Annotated in this window: 18 protein-coding genes; 14 read left to right on the top strand and 4 right to left on the bottom strand. The window is 47.5% G+C overall.

Annotation, left to right across the window (positions count from 1 at the left end):
* Positions 1 to 132 precede the first annotated feature (132 nt).
* A complete protein-coding gene (locus tag ABC765_RS03530; protein ID WP_347980717.1) occupies positions 133 to 1,473 on the top strand; it encodes a glutamate--cysteine ligase in 1,341 nt (446 codons plus the stop codon).
* Between the two features lie 66 nt (positions 1,474 to 1,539).
* Here the strand turns inward: ABC765_RS03530 and ABC765_RS03535 are convergent, their stop codons facing one another.
* Complete coding sequence (locus ABC765_RS03535) at positions 1,540 to 2,298, bottom strand: gamma-glutamyl-gamma-aminobutyrate hydrolase family protein (protein WP_347952955.1); 759 nt, start codon at positions 2,296 to 2,298, stop codon at positions 1,540 to 1,542.
* A gap of 491 nt (positions 2,299 to 2,789) precedes the next feature.
* Here ABC765_RS03535 and ABC765_RS03540 point away from each other — a divergent pair, with 491 nt between their 5' ends.
* From ABC765_RS03540 to ABC765_RS03580, 9 genes are all read left to right on the top strand, one after another.
* Positions 2,790 to 3,752 carry an aspartate carbamoyltransferase catalytic subunit gene (locus ABC765_RS03540; RefSeq protein WP_376751265.1) on the top strand — a complete coding sequence of 321 codons (963 nt, stop codon included), beginning with the start codon at positions 2,790 to 2,792 and terminating at the stop codon, positions 3,750 to 3,752.
* A 1-nt stretch (position 3,753) separates the two neighbouring features.
* The gene (locus ABC765_RS03545; protein ID WP_347980718.1) at positions 3,754 to 5,028 is read left to right on the top strand and encodes a dihydroorotase; all 1,275 of its coding nucleotides are present in this window, start codon (positions 3,754 to 3,756) and stop codon (positions 5,026 to 5,028) included.
* Positions 5,029 to 5,148: 120 nt separating this feature from the next.
* Positions 5,149 to 5,961: a hypothetical protein gene (locus ABC765_RS03550; protein ID WP_347980719.1), complete on the top strand. Its 813-nt coding sequence runs from the start codon at positions 5,149 to 5,151 to the stop codon at positions 5,959 to 5,961.
* A 171-nt stretch (positions 5,962 to 6,132) separates the two neighbouring features.
* Entirely contained in the window at positions 6,133 to 6,402 is a 270-nt protein-coding gene (locus tag ABC765_RS03555; RefSeq protein WP_347980720.1) for an ACT domain-containing protein, read from the top strand.
* Positions 6,380 to 7,756, top strand: coding sequence for a PFL family protein (locus ABC765_RS03560; protein ID WP_376751266.1), 1,377 nt, complete (start codon positions 6,380 to 6,382; stop codon positions 7,754 to 7,756). Before ABC765_RS03555 ends, ABC765_RS03560 begins: the two co-directional genes overlap by 23 nt.
* A 144-nt stretch (positions 7,757 to 7,900) precedes the next feature.
* On the top strand, positions 7,901 to 9,481 hold the full coding sequence (locus ABC765_RS03565) for a PucR family transcriptional regulator ligand-binding domain-containing protein (protein WP_347980721.1): 1,581 nt from the start codon (positions 7,901 to 7,903) through the stop codon (positions 9,479 to 9,481).
* Positions 9,482 to 9,868: 387 nt separating this feature from the next.
* Entirely contained in the window at positions 9,869 to 10,609 is a 741-nt protein-coding gene (locus ABC765_RS03570; RefSeq protein WP_347980722.1) for an ABC transporter ATP-binding protein, read from the top strand.
* Entirely contained in the window at positions 10,587 to 11,723 is a 1,137-nt protein-coding gene (locus ABC765_RS03575; protein WP_347980723.1) for an ABC transporter permease, read from the top strand. The genes ABC765_RS03570 and ABC765_RS03575 overlap by 23 nt, the downstream gene beginning before the upstream one ends.
* 13 nt (positions 11,724 to 11,736) lie before the next feature.
* Positions 11,737 to 12,372 carry a helix-turn-helix domain-containing protein gene (locus ABC765_RS03580; protein WP_347980724.1) on the top strand — a complete coding sequence of 212 codons (636 nt, stop codon included), beginning with the start codon at positions 11,737 to 11,739 and terminating at the stop codon, positions 12,370 to 12,372.
* A 136-nt stretch (positions 12,373 to 12,508) separates the two neighbouring features.
* Here ABC765_RS03580 and ABC765_RS03585 read toward each other — a convergent pair whose 3' ends face one another.
* Positions 12,509 to 13,399, bottom strand: a complete 891-nt coding sequence (locus tag ABC765_RS03585; protein WP_347980725.1) for a LysR family transcriptional regulator — start codon at positions 13,397 to 13,399, stop codon at positions 12,509 to 12,511.
* Positions 13,400 to 13,588: 189 nt separating this feature from the next.
* Here ABC765_RS03585 and ABC765_RS03590 point away from each other — a divergent pair, with 189 nt between their 5' ends.
* Positions 13,589 to 14,332: an SDR family oxidoreductase gene (locus tag ABC765_RS03590; RefSeq protein ID WP_347980726.1), complete on the top strand. Its 744-nt coding sequence runs from the start codon at positions 13,589 to 13,591 to the stop codon at positions 14,330 to 14,332.
* 77 nt (positions 14,333 to 14,409) lie between these two features.
* Entirely contained in the window at positions 14,410 to 14,928 is a 519-nt protein-coding gene (locus ABC765_RS03595) for a DapH/DapD/GlmU-related protein (RefSeq protein ID WP_347980727.1), read from the top strand.
* A 57-nt stretch (positions 14,929 to 14,985) separates the two neighbouring features.
* Here the strand turns inward: ABC765_RS03595 and ABC765_RS03600 are convergent, their stop codons facing one another.
* The gene (locus tag ABC765_RS03600; protein WP_039945772.1) at positions 14,986 to 16,215 is read right to left on the bottom strand and encodes an MFS transporter; all 1,230 of its coding nucleotides are present in this window, start codon (positions 16,213 to 16,215) and stop codon (positions 14,986 to 14,988) included.
* Between the two features lie 44 nt (positions 16,216 to 16,259).
* On the bottom strand, positions 16,260 to 17,624 hold the full coding sequence (locus ABC765_RS03605; RefSeq protein ID WP_347980728.1) for a DHA2 family efflux MFS transporter permease subunit: 1,365 nt from the start codon (positions 17,622 to 17,624) through the stop codon (positions 16,260 to 16,262).
* Between the two features lie 187 nt (positions 17,625 to 17,811).
* Between ABC765_RS03605 and ABC765_RS03610 the strand changes: the two genes are divergently transcribed.
* Entirely contained in the window at positions 17,812 to 18,666 is an 855-nt protein-coding gene (locus ABC765_RS03610) for a metallophosphoesterase family protein (RefSeq protein WP_347963408.1), read from the top strand.
* A gap of 182 nt (positions 18,667 to 18,848) precedes the next feature.
* Positions 18,849 to 19,118, top strand: a complete 270-nt coding sequence (rpsN, locus tag ABC765_RS03615; protein ID WP_006499939.1) for a 30S ribosomal protein S14 — start codon at positions 18,849 to 18,851, stop codon at positions 19,116 to 19,118.
* Positions 19,119 to 19,198 lie beyond the last annotated feature (80 nt).

Genomic DNA, 19,198 nt, shown 5'->3' on the forward strand with positions numbered 1-19,198 from the left:
AGATTTAGTATCCATATAATTAAAAAGATTATAGTTATTAAAGTTAATCAAGTGACTAATTATTACTTGTAAAATTAAGAAGGTTGATTGTATAATATTAGAAATTTTTAATTTAAGAGAGGAATTCTAATTATGTTCAGTCAAATTGGTGAACTCATTTTTAATAATGAGGCCGTTGCTAAGACTTCTGATTTTACGATGGGATTGGAAGTCGAGATGCAGCGCGTGGATGAAACCGGCAATGTCAGTCAAGAACCGTACCCGGCCGCGATTGGCGATGAAAAGACCAATCCTTGGCTGACCAATGACTATTTGGAGACGATGCCTGAAATGGTAACGCCGGCCGCCAGCCACTCATTGGATGCAATGCATTATCTTTATAAAATCAATAATGCTCTGCGTGCGGCCCTGGCTCCTGGTGAACTGCTCTGGCCACTGTCAATGCCGCCTAAGCTGCCGGCTGATAAATCACAGCTGCGTCTGGCAAAGATGGGACCCAAAAAAGAGGCCTATTTGAAAGAATGGACCAAGCGTCACAGCTATTCAGAGGGGACGCCATGCGGAGTGCACATTAATCTAAGCATTGATCAGCATATTATCGATCTGGTCAAATCGGGCTTTCCCGATAAGTTTAAGGACGAAAAAGCTGTACGCAATTATCTGTACGCGGTTTTGGCGCAAGGATTCGTTCGCTATCGCTGGTTTATTACCTATCTGTTTGGTGCCAGTCCAATCGCTGAGGCTAACTATTTTGAAAAAGGACAGGGGATTGACCATCCAGTTCGCAGCATTCGCCAAAGCTCATATGGTTTTGGGACCAAATTTCAAGGTGACTATACAGATGTCCAAAGCTACGTTGATCGAATTGAAGACGGGGTTAAGCAGGGGATTTTGACCTCAGATTATGAATTTCATGGCAGCGTGCGGCTTAAGGGCAATGCCAACCTAAAAGAGCTGCCCAAGACTGGGGTTGAATATATTGAGCTGCGCATGCTGGATCTGGATCCCAGCAGTTCAGTTGGCGTCAGAACGGATACGCTGCGTTTTATTCGTCTGCTGGCCAGTTATTTTATCATGCACCCAGCCCTGCCGCTTGCTGAGGTTAATCGCGTCTTGGATAATGCCGACGAGATGAATGATGTAGTGGCCAAAGAACTGCCAACTGAACCTTGCCATTATCAAAACAAGGCTTTGGCAATGATCAAGAGTCTGGAGCGCTATGCCAACCAGATTCAACTGGGACCAGAATTTTCCGAGATTTTGGAGGATTTGGAAGACCGGGTTATCAATCCTAAAACCACACCGAGCGCTAAGCTGATGAACTACGTCGAAAATGATTCTTTAGAAAGCTATGCACTGCGGCGGGCGCGTCGCTATCAAGAAGCGGCCATGGAATCGCTGCATCCGTTCCAGGGATTTGCCGGTGATCATATTCCAAATGCCGACGAGCTGAAGCGAGAACTTGATAAATAGACGAATTTAAGATTAGACATAAAAACGGCACTGCCAGCTATAAGCTTGCGCAGTGTCGTTTTTATGCTAGTTGTTTTGATTATCGGTATGATGACGCTTGGCTGCAACCTTGGCTGAGCGGCGGATAAAGTCGCCAAACAAGGCCTGCGATTCGCGGTAATGCTTGTACATGTTTTCAGGATGCCACTGCACGGCCAGAATCTGATCACTGTCACTTGATTCTAAGGCTTCAACGACCAGGTCCTGCGCGCGGGCAGCAACCTTAAGCGAAGGCGCTACCCGATCAATGGCCTGATGGTGCCGCGAGTTGATATAAGGATGCTTGCCGATCAGCTTGTAGAGACGGCTGTCCAGGTCAACGTCGATATGATGCGAAGGCAGATTGCCCGGGGCGCCTTGAACATGTTTTAAATGAGCGTCTGGATTCTCAGAAAGGTCTTGATATACGGTTCCGCCCAGCCCAATGTTGATCAGCTGCATACCGCGGCAGATTCCTAAAATGGCCTTGCCAGACTGAACCGCCCCCTTGAGCAGTGCAATCTCAAACAGGTCCCGTTTACGGTAGGTCATTCCCAGATTCATGTGCGGCTCTTGACCGTAAAATGTTGGATCAACATCGGCCCCGCCAGCAAAGACAACCCCATCAAAAGTCTCCAGATATTCAGGCGCTAAGTCGGGCTGCACGCTTGGAAAAATAATCGGCACGCCCCCTGATTTAACAACGGCTTCAATAATCGGCCGCGGCGCAAATGGAGCATTGCGCTCGTTGATGACGTTGGTGGCTTCAGTCAAGGTTGCGGCTGGAATCGCGATTTTTGGTTTCATTAGAAAATCCCCCATTTGCAAAAATCTTATTAGAATGAACTTATCATACTTAATCAGAAAAAGTACAGTTAAATGCTGAAAAATATTAAAAAAAGATGATAAAGCGATTAATGAAACGGTCAGTACCAGTTGGCCGCTGCGATTAAATTTTTTGAGAATTAGTTACAATCGCCGAAATAACGGCATTTGGTGACTAGAAAGCTGAACTTTCATAACGATTTACCAAAAAAACGCAATTGACAAAGCAACCAACAGCGAGTATCTTTATTTGCGATGAATGAATGTCCTTTAAGTTTAGTCCAGAGAGGCTAGCAAGGAAACGAATTAAATTGCGGCATGGTGAATGCTGTTTTCGTTGAACGCTGCCCTCAAGTAAGGGTGGCGTTTTTTTAAGGGCAAATTCACAAAGGAGGATTTCTGATCCGCCATTTAAAGGACGACAGTGAGCGTCCAAACGGTTACTCGTGAATTTAAGGAAGGATTTTGTCAAAATGTTAGAACCTATGAACCTTGTCCGCTTAGAAAACTTTGTCAGCGTAGAAGATCTGTCAGCTGATGAAGTCAACGCTTTGATTGCTCGTGCTGAATACTTCAAGCGTGGTGGTGCCGTACCAAAGCTGAACAAACCAGTCTATGTCGTTAACGGCTTTTTTGAAAACTCTACGCGGACGCACACCAGCTTTGCCGTAGCTGAACGTAAGCTGGGGTTGACGGAGATTCCATTTGATCCAACGCATTCTTCAGTTAAAAAGGGTGAGACGCTGTACGACACGATGCTGACGATGACGGCGCTGGGTATTGATCTGGCAGTTATCCGTCACAGCGAAAACAACTACTACCAGCCACTGATCGACACCAAGGAAAACGAACAGGCTAACATTGGAATCGTCAATGCCGGCGATGGTTCGGGCCAACACCCATCACAATGTCTGCTGGACGTGATGACGATCCATGAACAGTTTGGTACCTTTAAGGGCCTAAAGATTGCCATTATCGGTGATATCAGCCACTCCCGCGTTGCCCGCAGCAATGCTCAGCTGCTCAATAAGCTGGGGGCCGAAGTCTACTTCTCTGGTCCAGAATACTGGTTCAATGAAGACTTTACGCAATATGGTCAATACAAGCCGGTTGACGAACTGGTTGGCGAGATGGATGCCATCATGCTGCTGCGGGTTCAACATGAACGGCTTTCCAATGAGGATGCCCACGAAAAAGACTTCAGCAAAGAAGCCTACCATGAAAAGTACGGCATGAACCAAGATCGCTACAATAAGATGAAAGACAATGCCATCATCATGCATCCAGGTCCAATCAACCGTGGCGTTGAACTGGCCAGTGAATTGGTTGAGGCGCCTAAATCCGTTTTCTTCCGTCAGATGCAAAACGGGGTCTTTATGCGGATGGCAATGATTGAAGCAGTTCTGCGCGGTCGTAAGTTGGGTGGCTTGGAATAAGATGACGACAAAACTGATCAAGGGTGGTACGGTCTTTGTAAACGGCCAATTGGTTAAAACGGATGTCCGGATCGCTGATGGCAAGATTCAGGCAATTGGCAACGATCTGCCGGCTGCCGATGAAACGATTGATGCCACCAACAAATTAGTAGCACCAGGACTGGTTGACGTTCACGTGCATTTCAGAGAACCTGGTCAAACCTATAAGGAAACGATCGAAGCCGGCAGCAAGGCAGCGGCTCATGGTGGCTTTACCACGGTTGGCGCCATGCCAAACGTTGATCCGGTACCTGACACGCCAGAACGTATGCGGGCACAGACTTCTTTGAATCAAAAAGAAGGGGTCGTCCACATCTTTCAATATGGTGCAATCACGCATGGACGGACCAGTGAGGAACTGGTTGACTTCCACGGCCTCAAGCAGGCAGGCGCTTATGCCTTCAGCAACGATGGCAGCGGGGTCCAGACGGCGGGCACCATGTATCAGGCCATGGAAGGCATTGCCAAAGAAAAGATGATCTTGGCGGCGCATGTTGAGGATGATTCGCTGCTGTTTGGCGGGATCATGAATGCTGGAAAACGAGCTGACGAACTGGGACTGCCGGGTGCACCCAGCGTTTCAGAATCGGCTCAGGTGGCTCGGGATCTGGTCTTAGCCAACGCAACGGGGGTTCATTACCATATCTGTCACGTTTCAACTAAAGAAAGCATTGCTATGGTACGGTTTGCCAAGTCACAAGGCGTCAATGTAACCTGTGAGGCATCACCACATCATCTGCTGCTGGCTGATCAAGACATTCCGGCCAATAACTCATATTACAAGATGAATCCGCCGCTGCGTCATGAAGATGATCGGCAGGCACTGATTGAGGGACTGCTTGATGGCACGGTTGACATGATCGCAACTGACCATGCCCCGCATTCAAAAGCTGAAAAGCCAAAAGATGACATGCGGGGGGCAGCTAACGGCATTACCGGCAGTGAGACGGCTTTTCCAATGATGTACACCAAATTCGTCAAGGGCGGCATCTGCACTTTAGAACAGCTGCTGAACTGGATGAGCACCAATCCAGCTGACATTTTTGGCCTGCATGAAGCCGGGCATCTGGAACCTGGCAAGCCAGCCGATATCGTGATCTTTGACTTAACCACGCAGCGAACGCTTAATGAGGCTGATTATCTTTCCAAAGGCGTCAACAATCCGTTTACCGGTGAGCAGGTCTATGGCACGGCTGACCTGACGCTGGTTGATGGAAAGGTTGTCTATCAGCGCTAAAACTGAAATTAAATTCAAACCAGATCGAAAATGACGGTCTGGTTTTTTATTTCTCAAACATTTGTTCGCAATTAGGAAACGTGTTAAAATGAGATACCAACCCAGAATTAGGAAAAGAAAATGGTGAAAGCTTTGAAAACGATAACTTGGCAAGACATCATCCGAATGCTTAACAGTGATGTCTACTTATATGAATTGGGTCGTAAATGGGGAAACGATTTTTTAACTTCCGAACAGCAGGCTGCCATGATTCGCAAATATCAAAACGAGCTGCTGGACCTGCAGGAGGATCTGGCGGACTACACGAGCCTGCCGCTGCCTGACAGTGCGACTTTGATTGGTATTTTTATGGCCCGCTGCGTGATTGCGGAACTGATCAATCAAGAGCCGGTTGCCAGTGATGAGATTTTAAAGGTTGATTATAGTACCAAGCCGGATCAGTTTGATTCTCACTGGACGGTCGCGATCTATAATCCGGTTGCTGATGAAACGATGATTGGCGTGGCGGAGCTATCCTATGCTGAGATTTTGGGGATGCGCGTAGCAATCGATGATGATGCTGACTTTTTGGCCGGGCTGGCTGTCTTATTTAATGAGGTTACCAAATCAGGACTTTATGACTGGGAGCGCAGTGCGGTGATCTATCGTCAAAATGCCGAGCAGCAGGCAGTCGAATCCGCCATGTATGATTTTATGGAGCAGACGCAGCAAATCGCGCTGTTTTTCGATGAGTACGTGGCCAGCCATCCCGATGATCCGAATCTGCCCGATGAGATTGCGCTTTTTTGGCCATTGACTACCGGGATTATGGCGCCATTAGATGCTGATGATCCAGACAGTCCGCTGATTTCAACAATGCAGCTGGATCCCAAGCTATTGGCTAGGTTCAAGCTGCGGTTTGGCCAAGCGTTTCGCCGTTTTAAGGGTGAATAGTCTTTTACAGTAATAATATTCGTGTTTTTCTGATTTAACAGGCTGAAACATCGAGGCGTTATTAAAAACGATTAAAATCCACCCCGATTAATGATTGAATGGTTAAAAATGTTCGTCCGATATGTTAAGATAAATATAATCATTTTCTAAGCAGATTTTAGGAGGAACATTATGCGGGCGATTTTAACCACGATTGGCAAGGATAAAACTGGGATCATTGCAGGGGTCAGCTGCTATCTGGCTCAAAATGACATTAATATCGTAGACGTCTCTCAAACCATTATGGATGGATACTTTACGATGATGATGATGGTCGATGTAGACGATGCCGCTGCTGATTTTGAAAAGCTGACCCAGGAACTGGACGCTTTAGGTACCAAGCTGGGCGTCGACATCAACATTCGCAACCAAGAAATGTATGACGCTATGCACCAGCTATAGGAGGCCTGTTTTGGAAACTGAAAAGATTATGGAAACGGTTCGCATGGTCTCTGAGGAAAAGCTGGATCTGCGAACGATTACGATGGGGATCTCGCTGCTTGATTGTATCGACAGCGACAGTGATCGGGCCTGTCAAAAGATTTACGACAAGATCACGAAAAAGGCCAAGGATCTGGTGCGGGTTGGCGAGGAAATCGAGACTGAATTCGGAATTCCAGTTGCCAACAAGCGCATCACGGTGACGCCGATTTCATTGATTGCCGCGGCCTCTGGTGATCACGACTATGTCAAGTATGCCTTGGCTTTGGATCGGGCTGCCAAAACGGTGGGCGTTGACTTTATCGGCGGCTATTCAGCACTGGTTCAAAAAGGCTACCAAAATGGCGACAAGACGCTTATCAAGTCGCTGCCCGAAGCCCTGACGCAGACTGACCTGGTCTGTGCATCCGTTAATGTTGGCTCCACAAGAACGGGAATCAACATGGATGCCGTCAAGGAAATGGGGGAAGTCGTTAAAAAAGCTTCCGAACTGGACTACATGAACAATGCCAAGATGGTGATCTTCTGCAACGCGGTCGAAGACAATCCATTTATGGCGGGGGGCTTTCATGGCGTTGGCGAATCGGATGTCGTCATCAACTGTGGGGTCTCGGGTCCTGGGGTTGTCAAGGCAGCCCTTGAAAAAGTTAAGGGCGAATCAATGGACGTCGTAGCTGAAACCATTAAAAAGACAGCCTTTAAGGTTACACGGATGGGGCAATTGGTTGGCACCACGGCGGCCAAGCGTTTGGGCGCCAAGTTTGGGATCGTTGACCTTTCATTGGCCCCCACGGCAGCGATTGGCGACTCAATTGCCGAGATCTTGGAAGAAATCGGTCTTTCAAGCGTTGGCGCGCATGGAACGACCGCTGCTTTGGCGATGCTTAACGATGCTGTTAAAAAAGGCGGTATTATGGCCTGCAGTCATGTCGGCGGACTTTCCGGCGCCTTCATTCCGGTTTCTGAAGATGCTGGGATGATCAAAGCCGTGAATGCTGGCTACCTGAACGTTTCCAAGCTGGAGGCCATGACGGCGGTCTGCTCGGTTGGGCTTGATATGATCGCAGTACCGGGTGATATCGAAGCTTCGACCATCAGCGGGATGATTGCCGATGAGGCCGCAATTGGGATGATTAATGCCAAAACGACGGCAGTCCGGGTCATTCCGGTTCCCGGTAAAAAGGTTGGCGATACGGTTGAATTTGGTGGTCTGCTGGGCTATGCGCCAATCATGGATGTCAGTCACGCCTCTTCAGCAGCCATGATCAGTCGCGGCGGCACGATTCCGGCACCGGTTCATAGCTTTAAAAATTAATCACAATGTTAAAGATCGCACTTGTCTGTTTAAATTGACAATTAACGGTCTTTTTTTTATTGCTAAATGAGAAATTGCGGATTTATTTAGAATATGTTATCATTATTCTAATATTTCTTTAATTTAGAATTGGGAGTGGAGAATATGAGTGTCCGGGTTCGCGACCTATTGAAACTGCCAACCCTGTCGCGGTCACACATCGCAGCTGGCGAAGCGGGGCTGGATCGAATAGTTTCAACAGTATCGGTAATCGACTTTACAGCGACGTCGGTGGCCCAACGAGAATTCTATCAGCCGGAGAATTCGGCTAATGAGCAGCTGCTGCTGACCTCAATTGAACAAGACAACTATGATCTGGTAACGGATTGTGCTAAAATCGAACAGCTGGCCAAAACTGGCTGTGTCGGCGTGGTGATTTATTATGTCGGCGAGCGGGTACCAAGTCTCCCTGCTGAAATCAAGGAAGCGGCCGATCGCGTCAACTTCTTGATGATTTTTGCCCAGGAAACGCAAAAGAATATGACTTATAGTGCCGTTATCTCTGAAATCATGTTTGCAATTTTCCAAGATCGAATGCGTCATCCCAGCTTTGCACCAACGATTATCGGTCGCGTTTCGGCAATGCCGGAATATCGGCGCAGCGTTGGCGAGGTCTTGAAGCTTTTGGCCGAACAGGTGCAGGCTTCATTGGCAGTTGTTGATGACCAAGGCGAGATCGTGTATCGTGAAAACTGGCCCAAAGAAGCCACTGTCAACTGGGAAAGTCTGTTGAACGTGGTTGAAAAAATCGATATGAATGGCGAGCTGCCGGTAACTACATCAGATGGCATGAAGATTACGCATTGGCGCTTGCCAAACAGTGAGTATACGGTCTTATTCGTTGGCCAACAGACGGTAACCAATCTGACGTGCGAGCGAGTGGCTGAAACGCTGCAGACGGCCTTGAATCTTTGGGGCTATCAAAATCAAGATGATCAGAATCTGATTCGCGCCATCATTCAAGGGCAGGTTGTTCGGGCTGCCAAACTGGGTCGTCAATACCGCTTTGATCCTAAAAATACGCAGGCTGCTTTAATCGTCAGCTGTCCAAATGACGTTAACAAGGCTAAGCTGAAAAAATGGGTTGATCGGCTGACTGCGCAATATACCGACCAGCTGATCAGTGACTGGTATAATGATCAATTGATCGTATTATCGCAAAAGACGCTTTCCTATCAAAACTGGCAGAACTGGGAAGCTGAGTTTAAAAAAGACGATCAGCAATTAGCTGCCCAGTGTGTCGTAGTCGAAGCAGCCGTGGTCGATGGTTTTGGCGGCATTCAGAGATTGTATCAGCTGGTCAGTCAATACTTGCCAGCAGCCCGTACGATCTTGCCGCATCGCTTGTTTTTCAAGCAGGCTGATCTGGAGTTTGCGCGGGGCTGTCAAAGAGAGCTGCAGGAAGAAGGCACTGAGGTCATTCGTTGGCAAAAGCGGCTGGACTCCATGCAGCATAATCTGGTAGAAACACTGATGGCCTTTTTGCTTGATACGCCGCAGAATATAGAGCAGGCTGGTGATCTGCTTTACGTTCACCGAAATACGATCAAATACCGGCTGAATAAGATCAGCAATCGATTTGGCTTTGTTCCCGGCGTCATGCCTGAATCATTTGAGCTCTATCAGGCTTTGGGCGTTCATCGGCTTTTGCGCGGTAATGATGAACCGAACGAATTGAGCGAATGAAACAAGTAAAGAGAAAAATTTTGGTCGACGTGCCTAATGACAAGCAATGATTTTATTCGTATAATATTACGTATAGTTAGAAATCTATCTGCGAACGAAGACTTCTAATTAGTTGTCAGCGTCGGCAAGCGCTGGCACACTTCAAATTTTCCTAATTCCGAGAGCGAGTGACTTTTTTGGCGGTCATTCGCTTTTTTTAGTGGCTGCAAAAAAAGGTCAACAGAAAAAGTCAACAGAAACATGCTGCTGACCAAGCCGACTGAGCGATTCGATAGATTAAAGCATTCGGCGACCAGCCGTTTTTACTTTTGTTGCCAAAGTGAGTTGCAACTCACTTTGGCGTTCGATATAATGAGTGCGTACTCACTTAACGAAAAGAGGGAAATAATGGAAAATACGATTGCAATTACCGACCTCCAGATTGGCTATCAGCAAAAACCAGTAGTTAAAAACATCAATCTTACCGTTCGTCCTGGTGAGATTCTTGGGCTGCTTGGTCCCAGCGGTTCAGGTAAAACCACCTTGATTAGGGCAATTATGGGCATGATTAAGCCAATGAGCGGCACGGTGCGCGTTTTTGGCCAATCCATGCCGAATCGACACTTATTGGAAAAGATTGGCTATATGGGACAGACGGATGCCTTATACGATACGCTTACGGCCCGCGAAAATCTCCAGTTCTTTGCCAGCCTGCGCAAAATGACACGTCAGCAGACTGCCATTGAGATTGAGCGAGTCGTACGGGTGGTCAGTCTGCAGTCGTTTCTGGATCGGCGCGTGGCTGACTTTTCTGGCGGCATGAAGCGGCGGCTTTCATTGGCAATTACGCTGCTGGGAACCAGTGAGCTTTTGATTTTGGATGAACCGACCGTGGGGATTGACCCCGAGCTGCGGATCCAGATCTGGCAGGAATTAAAGCAGCTGGCAGCAGCCGGCAAAACGATTCTGATGACGACGCATGTAATGGAGGATGCTGAACAGACCACACAGCTTTTGATGATTCGAAATGGCGAGGCGATTGCTGCCGGCACGCCGCTTGAGTTGAAACAGCAGTATGCCGTTGATAACGTTGAAGAAGTATTCTTAAAGGCGGGGAGGATTCAAGATGCGCATCTTAGCAGTCTTTAAGCGAGTTGTTTTGGAAATGCTGCGTGATCGGCGCACGCTGGTTTTAATGATGTTTGGACCGTTGCTGATGCTGTCTTTGATCTGGGCCATCTTTCAGACCAATGCCACGCAAACGACCGTCCTGGCGACACAGAATGTTGATGCCACATTGGTTAAGGCAGTTGATGGCACCAAACATCTCAAAGTCGTCAAGGTTAAAAAAAATGAAGATCAAACGGCCCGCCAGTTGATCAGAAAAAATGACTATGCTGGTGTTTTAAAAGAAGAGCGTGGTCGCTTGACATTAACGCTGGCAAACAGCAACCCATCGCAAAGCAAGCTGATTCGTCAAGGTCTAAGTCTGGCAAAGATCAAACTGGCACTGCAGAACCAGACGCGAGTAATCAAACAGCAGCAGGCAATGCTTCAAACGCTGCTTGCTCAATTGCCAGCTGCTGATAAGATGTCTGCTGGCAGTCAGTCAACGGCTGAGAAAAAAGTTGCGGTCAAGTATCTATATGGCAGTGCTGACTCGACTTATTTTGATGCGATTTTTCCAATTATGATCAGTTTTGTCGTGTTCTTCTTTGTCTTTTTGATTTCAGGAATTGCCCTGCTTAGAGAACGGACGCGCGGCACGCTGGATCGGGTCTTGGCAACTCCGATTCGTCGCGGTGAATTGATCGGCGGCTATATCCTTGGCTATGGCATGTTTGCAATCGTGCAGACCTTGATTATCGTTGGCTTTAGCATCTGGATTTTTAAAATGCAGGTTTTGGGCAGCCTCAGTGGCGTCTTTTTAACCAATAGTCTAGTTGCTTTGGTTGCGCTCACCTTAGGCCTTTTGATCTCGTCATTTGCCCAATCAGAGTTCCAGATGATGCAGTTTGTACCAATCGTCGTTATTCCACAGATTCTTTTTTCCGGATTGATTCCGTTTGATACCATGCCGCACTGGCTAAGGCTGATTGGCTATTGTGCGCCGCTTTATTATGGCTCAACGGCAATGACCAGCCTCATTGAAAAAGGTGCCGGTCTTTTACAGGTTGGCAGCGAGCTGGGCATCCTGGTTGGTTTTGCGTTTTTGTTTATCATTCTTAATGTGTTATCTTTAAGAAAATATCGTCCAGTTTAAAGGAGTTGTTGGGATGGCTGAAGATATTTTTGAAAACATGCTGGCTAAGATGGATATTACCCAGCGTCAGCAGGCGGTTTTGCGAGCCAGCATGGAGCTGTTTGCCACACAGGGCTTTAACCAAACCAGTACGCGGCAAATCGCGCAAAAGGCGGGAGTTGCTGAAGGGACGGTCTATAAGCAGTTTAAGACCAAACAGGAGATCTTGACGGCAATCCTAACGCCAGTCCGTGAATTGGTAATTCCCCAGGTTACGACTGAGTTTGCGCAAGAGATCTTGGTACGGCAATATCCAAGATTAGGCGATCTGGTTCATGAGATGATTTTGAATCGGCTGCAGCTGGTCGACAACAATCGCTGTTTTGCCCGGCTGATGTACGGATCGTTTTTAGAACAGCCACGTCTGCGTCAAGAGGTGGTCGCTGCCTTTACCAAACAGGTTGCCGCACCGTTTTTAAAGATTTTTGAATTTTATCAAAAGCAGGGGCAGATCAGAGCAGACCTGGCGACTCAAAGCATCGTCCAGTTGATGATCTCGACGCTTTTAGGCTATACGGCCAGGATGGTTCTGTTTGACCAGCATTTTGATCTGCAAACGGCAGCTGATGAAGGAACGAGTCTGGTCATGCACGGCATCGCCAACTCCTAGCAGTTGTTGCTGCTGATTAATGACCGTATTTGAAATCAGACTGAACATAATTAAAACCGCCCGTTTCTTAGCAAAGAAACAGGCGGTTTTGGTTAGCTGTAAGAAACTGTTGAAACAATCATCCAGTTATTTTTCACTAGTCGCTGTTTTCATGGTCAGCAAAGTAGTCAACGGTTGCCCAGGTGTCCTGCAGCTTGGTAATCAACGGAGCAAGGTGCGTTCGATGCTTGGTCAGAAAGCAGGCATAGAATTTCTGATGTGCAATCTGATCATTGATGGGAATCTCAATGCGATCTTTGGGCAGACCTTCTCCCCAAAGACGGTCAATAGTCGTAAGATTGGTGGAAAAGAAAGGAAAGTTGGAATGATTCAGCAGCTCATTATATTCATCTGATCGTTCTTGATAAATGAAGCGGCCGTTTGGAATCTCGTTTTCAAAGATCGTTCCCCAAAAACCAACGTTAAGGGCCACTAAAAAAGTTGTTTCTGCGAGATCCTTAAAGCTCAGGCTCGGTTTGTCTGCCAATGCTGAATCGTGCTTGACGTTGACTGCCAGATATTCCGTACCAAGATAGACATTGGAAAATTGGGCGCCTTTTAAGGGATGATTGAGCATGAGCAGGGTGAATTGCTCGTCAGACAGCAGCTTTTCAAAGTCATTGTAGATAAATTCCGGCTTAATGACCACGTTTGGTATCTTAGCTGCCCGAGCAACAATCAGTGGTCCGGGAGCATTGGCGGCAATTTCGATTTTGGAATGACTTTGGGCAAAATTTTTAACGCGTTGGCTGAATGATTGATTGGCAGCAATTATTTTTTCAGCTTCTTTAGCCGCAAATTGGCCAGTCTCATTCAAGCTGATTCGATTTGGCTGCCGGTCAAAAAGGACGACTCCCAACTCGGCCTCAAGCTTTTTCATTGATCTGGTCAGCGAGGGTTGAGTGACTGCCAATTCAGCAGCCGCTTTGGTTAGAGTGCCAGATTTAGCGAAAGCAACCAGGGCTTTTAATAAATAGTTGTCAATCATTTTTTTACCTCACTAGTATAACTATTATTTATACTAGCATGATGAATTAGCATTTTTCAATCAAAGTGGAACCCCATTATAATGATTGCAATATCAAGCAGCGATTTAAATTCAGCCGCTTGGCAATCTTTTTTAAATCAATGCTTAATCTGGCAGAGCGATTAAAATAAAAGAAATGAGGCTTAAACCATGATCACAGGAAAAGTAGTAGTAATTACCGGCGCATCTTCAGGAATCGGCGAGGCAACCGCTAAACGCCTGGCTACGGCCGGGGCTAAGGTAGTTTTGGGCGCACGGCATGCAGACAGACTAAAGGCAATCGTTGCTCAGATTCAAAAAGACGGCGGCACGGCCAGCTTTCTGCCGATCGACGTTGCGCGTAAAGAGGACAGTCAAGCTTTGGCAGCTCATGCCATCCAATGTTTTGGCCGAATTGATGCGATTTTCTTGAATGCTGGCATTATGCCCAGTTCTCGTTTAGCTGAGTTAAAGACTGACGACTGGGATCGCACCATTGACATCAACCTAAAAGGCGTGCTCTATGGCATTGCGGCCGTTTTGCCGATTTTTAACAAACAGCATCAAGGACAGATAATTGCTACTTCTTCAGTAGCCGGCTTAAAAGTCTATCCAGGGTACGCTGCTTATTGTGCCAGCAAATGGGCCGTCCGCGAAATAATGGAGGCTTTAAGGCTTGAAGCAGCTCAGGATAAGGCAAATCTTCGTACGACGACGATCTATCCAGCAGCGGTGCATTCCAATTTGATTAGCGGAATTACCAATGATGCAATTCGCAATGGCGAGATCGCGGTCCGTAAGCAGACGGAACTGGCTGCAGATGAAGTAGCCAAAGCAGTTGAGTATGTCATTGATGCACCAGCTGAAACTGATATTCATGAATTGACGATTGCGCCTTTAAATCAAGAATGGTAATTGGCAGACGATACAAATTTAGCGATAGCCGAGATCAGCTGAATAATAGACAAAACGATAATAAGCAGGTGATTTAGATGGTTGAACGAGTCAAGTTGACGACCGAACAGCAGCGATTGATTGCTAAAAACAAGCCTTTGATCCAACTGCTGAATTCGGCAGTCCATTCTGATGGTGAGATTCGGGCACTTCTAAGTGAGATTACTGGTGAAAAAATTGACGCAAGCAATGAAATCAGGTTGCCGTTTTTTACTGACAATGGTTTCAATACCCATCTCGGTAAGCGCATTTTTATCAATACTGGAGTAACTTTTGCGGATCTGGGCGGTATTTATATTGATGATGATGTCTTGATCGGTCCAGGCGCCAGTCTGCTTAGCGTGAATCACCCGCTTAAACCGGCTTTTCGGCATGAAATGGAGCTGCAGCCGGTTCATGTTAAGCGAAACGCCTGGATCGGAGCTGGAGCACGAATTCTACCTGGCGTAACGATCGGCGAGAATGCAGTTGTCGGTGCGGGCGCCGTCGTGACTAAAGATATTCCTGATAATACGGTGGCTGTTGGTGTGCCGGCCTTTGTTAAGAACTTTATCTAATTAATTTTGGCAACAAAAAGCATCACCTGACAATAACGGCAAGTGATGCTTTTGACTTTAATTGATAGTTTTAGCGCGGTGCTGTGTCAGGTAGACCAGCAAAAAGTCCAGCAGCAGGGTACAGCCGGTAATGGCAAAGACGGCTGAATAGCTGAACAGGCCAGAGATGGTTGAGCCAAGCAGCGCGCCCAAGACGGAGCCGGCAGCCTGGAATGATTGATTATAGCTGAAGATGCGCCCAAACGCCTCGGTTGGCACTTCCAAGGTCAGAATCGTCTGTGCAGCCGGCATTAAAGCAGCATTGGCAAAACCAAGCAAGAAACGCCAGAACGCGAGCATCCAAGGCGAATTGGTCAAAGTCATCGGGATAAAAAGCACGGCCGCGACAATCAGTCCAGTCGTCAAAACTTTTTTAGGGCCGATTCGATCCATGGTATGACCGACTTTAGAAGCAGCTACCAGATTTCCCAGTCCGGGCGTGGCAGCAACGATACCGGCAACAAAGGCAATATTGCCGGTATCATGCATCATTTCCTTGACATAAAGCGATACGATCGGGTTGATCGACATCACTGATGATTGAACCAGCATGGTCGTGATAAACATAACCACGATCAATTGGCGGTTGTCGATTTGGCCCATCAATGCCTGCATTGGCTTCATGTTCTCTTTTTTGATCGGCGTAAATTTTTCCTTGACCAAAAATGAAGTAGCGATAAAAACGCCAAACATCAAGCCGCCAGTAATGAAAAACGGAATTCGATAGCCCCAGGCGCCAGACAAGGCTCCACCCAAAAGCGGCCCAATCAAGTTGCCGGTAACCCCGGCCGTCGTCATAGCCGACATTACCCAGCCTGATTTGCTGTGCGGGGTCTCGCCGGCCATCAGCGCGATCGAATTATTGATATATCCAGAGAACGCACCCTGTAAAAAGCGCATGCCGATAATCATCCAGACGTTGACCGAAAGCCCAGTAATAAAAATCGTGCATGCCATGACGCCGGAAGCCCGCATACACATCAGTTTGCGGCCCTTGCGATCGGCAAGACTGCCCCAGTATGGCGAGACGATTGCCTGGGAAATAAACGTGGCGGCAAATGCCATTCCTGAATACAAGTTGAGCTCAAAACGGGAGAAATTTCCCAGCTCATTGATAAAAAGCGAGATAAACGGCATCGTCATCGAGTATCCCATTCCGGTAACAAAGCAGCCCAGCCAAAGCGTATAAAAGGTCTGGTGCCATTTGCTGGGCAATTCGTGATGGGTACCGATGTTTGAGTCTTCCAAAAGATCACCTTCCAATCAGATTATAACTAAGTCAATGAGCAGGATTAACCCAATTGATGTTTCTGCCAGCCAAGGTAGCGATAAAAGATCACCAGCATCAAAACAGCCAGCACAACGGTTACCCACATGGCAGCCCGAACGCCCGTCGTCAAAGAAGCCGGCAAGCCGGAGATAACGACCAGAAGCGTGACTGAAGCTGCCCCGCAGGCTTGCCGCAGTGTATTGTTAAGTGCCGTTCCGTGACTGTTTTCTTGGGGTGCCAGCTGCGAGAAGGCTTCGGAAAGAGCGGGGTTGAACAAAAATGAGTTACCGATCAATCGAATCATGTAGGCAATGGTCAAGACCCAGACCGGCATGTGGGCACTGACATGAACCAGCGGAATCGAGGCCAAAAGCGTCAAGATGCCGCCAGTCGTAATCAGCCATTTAGGACCATATTGATCGTAGAGCCGACCAGCAATTGGCGCAAACAAGGCATTACAGATGGCGCCGGGCAGCAGAATCAAACCGGATTCAAAGCTGCCGATATGCATCACGTTTTGCGTAAAGATCGGCAACAGCTGTTCGGTTCCCAGCAGAATCATAAATGCGCAGCAGCCGACTGCCGTCATCATTCGAAATGAAGGATAGCGGATGATCTGGACTTTCAGCATTGGATCGGCCATTCGCAGCTGGCGTTTAACAAAGAACCAGATAATGAGCAGCCCAATCAGCAGCATGGCCAGGCCAATCAGCAGGTTGAGCTCAAAGACCGTCAGACTGCCCAGAATCAGCGATGATCCAGTTAATGAGATCAAGACTGACACCAGATCGATCTTGATGGGCCGTGGCTGCGAGAAGTTGGGCATCTTAAAGAACGCGCCCAGCCAGACCAAAAGCATTAACGGCAAGACAAAAATAAAGATATAGCGCCATGAGAAGTATTCCAGAATCAGTCCTGATAAAGAAGGTCCCAAAGCTGGTCCAGAAGCAATCACCAGACCAGACATTCCCAAAACGGAACCGCGCTTTTCAGGTGGATAGATGGTAATCATCGTCGTCATCTGAAACGTCATTAAGATTCCGCCGGCGCAGGCCTGAACCAAGCGTGCCAATAGCAGCAGCCAGAAATTATTTGCAAAGCAGCCAATCAGCGTGCCAATGATGAAAGTCCCAACTGTTGATAAAAAGACGCTGCGGTTGGTAAAGCGTTCATAGATGTTTGACGATAATGGCGTGATAACCCCGATCAGCAGCGTGTAGCCAGTCGTCAGCCATTGGGCGGCATTTAGCGAAACGTGCAGATCGTTTTTGATCACTGGCAGCGCGGTAACCATCATAGTTTGACTTGCCAGACTGATGAAGCTGGCAACCAGCAGGATGATCGTTACGCTGCGGCGAGTGCGCGCATCGACATTGGTTGCGGACATAACAGACTTCCTTTCATAAAATATCAAGCAACAAAAGTAGATTAAAGATGTAATTTCATACCAATCTAGTCTAGCATTGAAAGCGTCATGCAAAACAAGTCCACCGAGATGATTTTTCGATTTTTTTGCTCAGAGGTCCGTCAGGTTTGATATGATTGTTCTTGTGAATAAATAATGAGGTGACATGATGAGCAAGCGAATCGCGGTATTTTCCGACGTGCACGGCAATCTGCATGCTTTACAGGCAATGTATGCTGACAGTCTGCGCCATAGTGTTGATGAATATTGGTTTATTGGTGACCTGCTGATGCCCGGCCCAGGCGTAATGGAGATCTGGCGGCTGATTAAAAAAATGCAGCCTAGCGTAATGGTACGCGGCAACTGGGATGATTTAACGGTCAAGGGCGTGCGGGGACAGATGGATCTTGAAAAGCCCTCGCGAATCTATTTTGCTCGTTTGGCACAGTACGTTGGCGAGCATGTTTCCGCCGATGTAATTGATGAGATCGCCAGTTGGCCGCTGCATGTTCAAAAGCAGGCTGGCAAATTAACGTTTGGCATCTCCCATAATCTGCCGACGCTTAACATGGGGCAGGCACTGTTTCCCACTAATCCAGTCGAGCATTTTGATCAGCTGTTTGAAAATTTCGATCAGCAAGACGTGGCCATCTATGCTCATGTTCACCACAGCCTGATGCGCTATGCCAGTGATGAGCGCTTGATTTTAAACCCAGGATCGGTCGGGGAGCCGTTTAATGGCTGGTGGCCGCTGCAGCACGATACGCGGGCTCATTATCTGATCTTGGAAGTTGACGATGATGGGATTGCCGAATTGGACTATCGACATGTACCTTATGATCGTGAATCGGAATATGAGCTGGCTGTTGAATCAGATATTCCTTACCTGGAACTTTATAAGCGGACGCTTGAAACTGGCCGGGTCAATACGCATGATCAGGAGCTGCTTGATCAGATCAATCGCAAATGGGACTATCTGGCTGAGTATCAGGCTTATGCCAAACGGGTTAAGAAGCGTTCCTGACATATTGACCAACTAATGGCCGCTTTTTTGCCGGATTCCAATTTAATTTGATTTAATTACAAAAAGTAAGGCAAAAAGTTTGCATTCAAAAACGCAAATTGGCATAATAACCAACGAATGACTATGCAAATGTAAAAATCTTATTTTTAATCAAAATCTACATTAAATATGGAGGGTAGAAAATGGCAAAAAAGTCTAAGATTGCCAAGCTCAAGCATCAAGAAGCGCTGGTCGAAAAGTACGCGGCCAAGCGCGCCGAACTGAAAGCCGCCGGTGACTATATTGGTCTGTCCAAGCTGCCGCGCAATTCGGCACCGGTTCGCCTGCATCACCGTGACCGCTTGGATGGCCGTCCGCATGCCTATATGCGTAAATTCGGCTTGTCACGGCTGAACTTCCGTGAGCTGGCACATAAAGGTCAGCTGCCAGGCGTCAAAAAAGCCAGCTGGTAGCTAAAAAGGTCCATGGTCTGAAATCGTCAGCCATGAACCTTTTTATTTTTGCGAGCATGCTGTCATCAGCCGGTTCGCGT

The organism is Limosilactobacillus sp. WILCCON 0051 (assembly GCF_039955095.1).
In the GTDB taxonomy this organism is placed as follows: Bacteria; Bacillota; Bacilli; order Lactobacillales; family Lactobacillaceae; genus Limosilactobacillus; species Limosilactobacillus allomucosae.

Excerpts from the sequence above, each read along its gene's own strand:
- ABC765_RS03590 (WP_347980726.1), top strand. The coding sequence starts at position 13,589 with ATGATCACAGGAAAAGTAGTAGTAATTACCGGCGCATCTTCAGGAATC.
- ABC765_RS03570 (WP_347980722.1), top strand. The coding sequence starts at position 9,869 with ATGGAAAATACGATTGCAATTACCGACCTCCAGATTGGCTATCAGCAA.
- ABC765_RS03555 (WP_347980720.1), top strand. The coding sequence starts at position 6,133 with ATGCGGGCGATTTTAACCACGATTGGCAAGGATAAAACTGGGATCATT.
- ABC765_RS03610 (WP_347963408.1), top strand. The coding sequence starts at position 17,812 with ATGAGCAAGCGAATCGCGGTATTTTCCGACGTGCACGGCAATCTGCAT.
- ABC765_RS03540 (WP_376751265.1), top strand. The coding sequence starts at position 2,790 with ATGTTAGAACCTATGAACCTTGTCCGCTTAGAAAACTTTGTCAGCGTA.
- ABC765_RS03575 (WP_347980723.1), top strand. The coding sequence starts at position 10,587 with ATGCGCATCTTAGCAGTCTTTAAGCGAGTTGTTTTGGAAATGCTGCGT.
- ABC765_RS03580 (WP_347980724.1), top strand. The coding sequence starts at position 11,737 with ATGGCTGAAGATATTTTTGAAAACATGCTGGCTAAGATGGATATTACC.
- ABC765_RS03605 (WP_347980728.1), bottom strand. The coding sequence starts at position 17,624 with ATGTCCGCAACCAATGTCGATGCGCGCACTCGCCGCAGCGTAACGATC.
- ABC765_RS03535 (WP_347952955.1), bottom strand. The coding sequence starts at position 2,298 with ATGAAACCAAAAATCGCGATTCCAGCCGCAACCTTGACTGAAGCCACC.
- ABC765_RS03550 (WP_347980719.1), top strand. The coding sequence starts at position 5,149 with ATGGTGAAAGCTTTGAAAACGATAACTTGGCAAGACATCATCCGAATG.
- ABC765_RS03530 (WP_347980717.1), top strand. The coding sequence starts at position 133 with ATGTTCAGTCAAATTGGTGAACTCATTTTTAATAATGAGGCCGTTGCT.
- ABC765_RS03565 (WP_347980721.1), top strand. The coding sequence starts at position 7,901 with ATGAGTGTCCGGGTTCGCGACCTATTGAAACTGCCAACCCTGTCGCGG.
- rpsN (WP_006499939.1), top strand. The coding sequence starts at position 18,849 with ATGGCAAAAAAGTCTAAGATTGCCAAGCTCAAGCATCAAGAAGCGCTG.
- ABC765_RS03585 (WP_347980725.1), bottom strand. The coding sequence starts at position 13,399 with ATGATTGACAACTATTTATTAAAAGCCCTGGTTGCTTTCGCTAAATCT.
- ABC765_RS03545 (WP_347980718.1), top strand. The coding sequence starts at position 3,754 with ATGACGACAAAACTGATCAAGGGTGGTACGGTCTTTGTAAACGGCCAA.
- ABC765_RS03560 (WP_376751266.1), top strand. The coding sequence starts at position 6,380 with ATGACGCTATGCACCAGCTATAGGAGGCCTGTTTTGGAAACTGAAAAG.
- ABC765_RS03595 (WP_347980727.1), top strand. The coding sequence starts at position 14,410 with ATGGTTGAACGAGTCAAGTTGACGACCGAACAGCAGCGATTGATTGCT.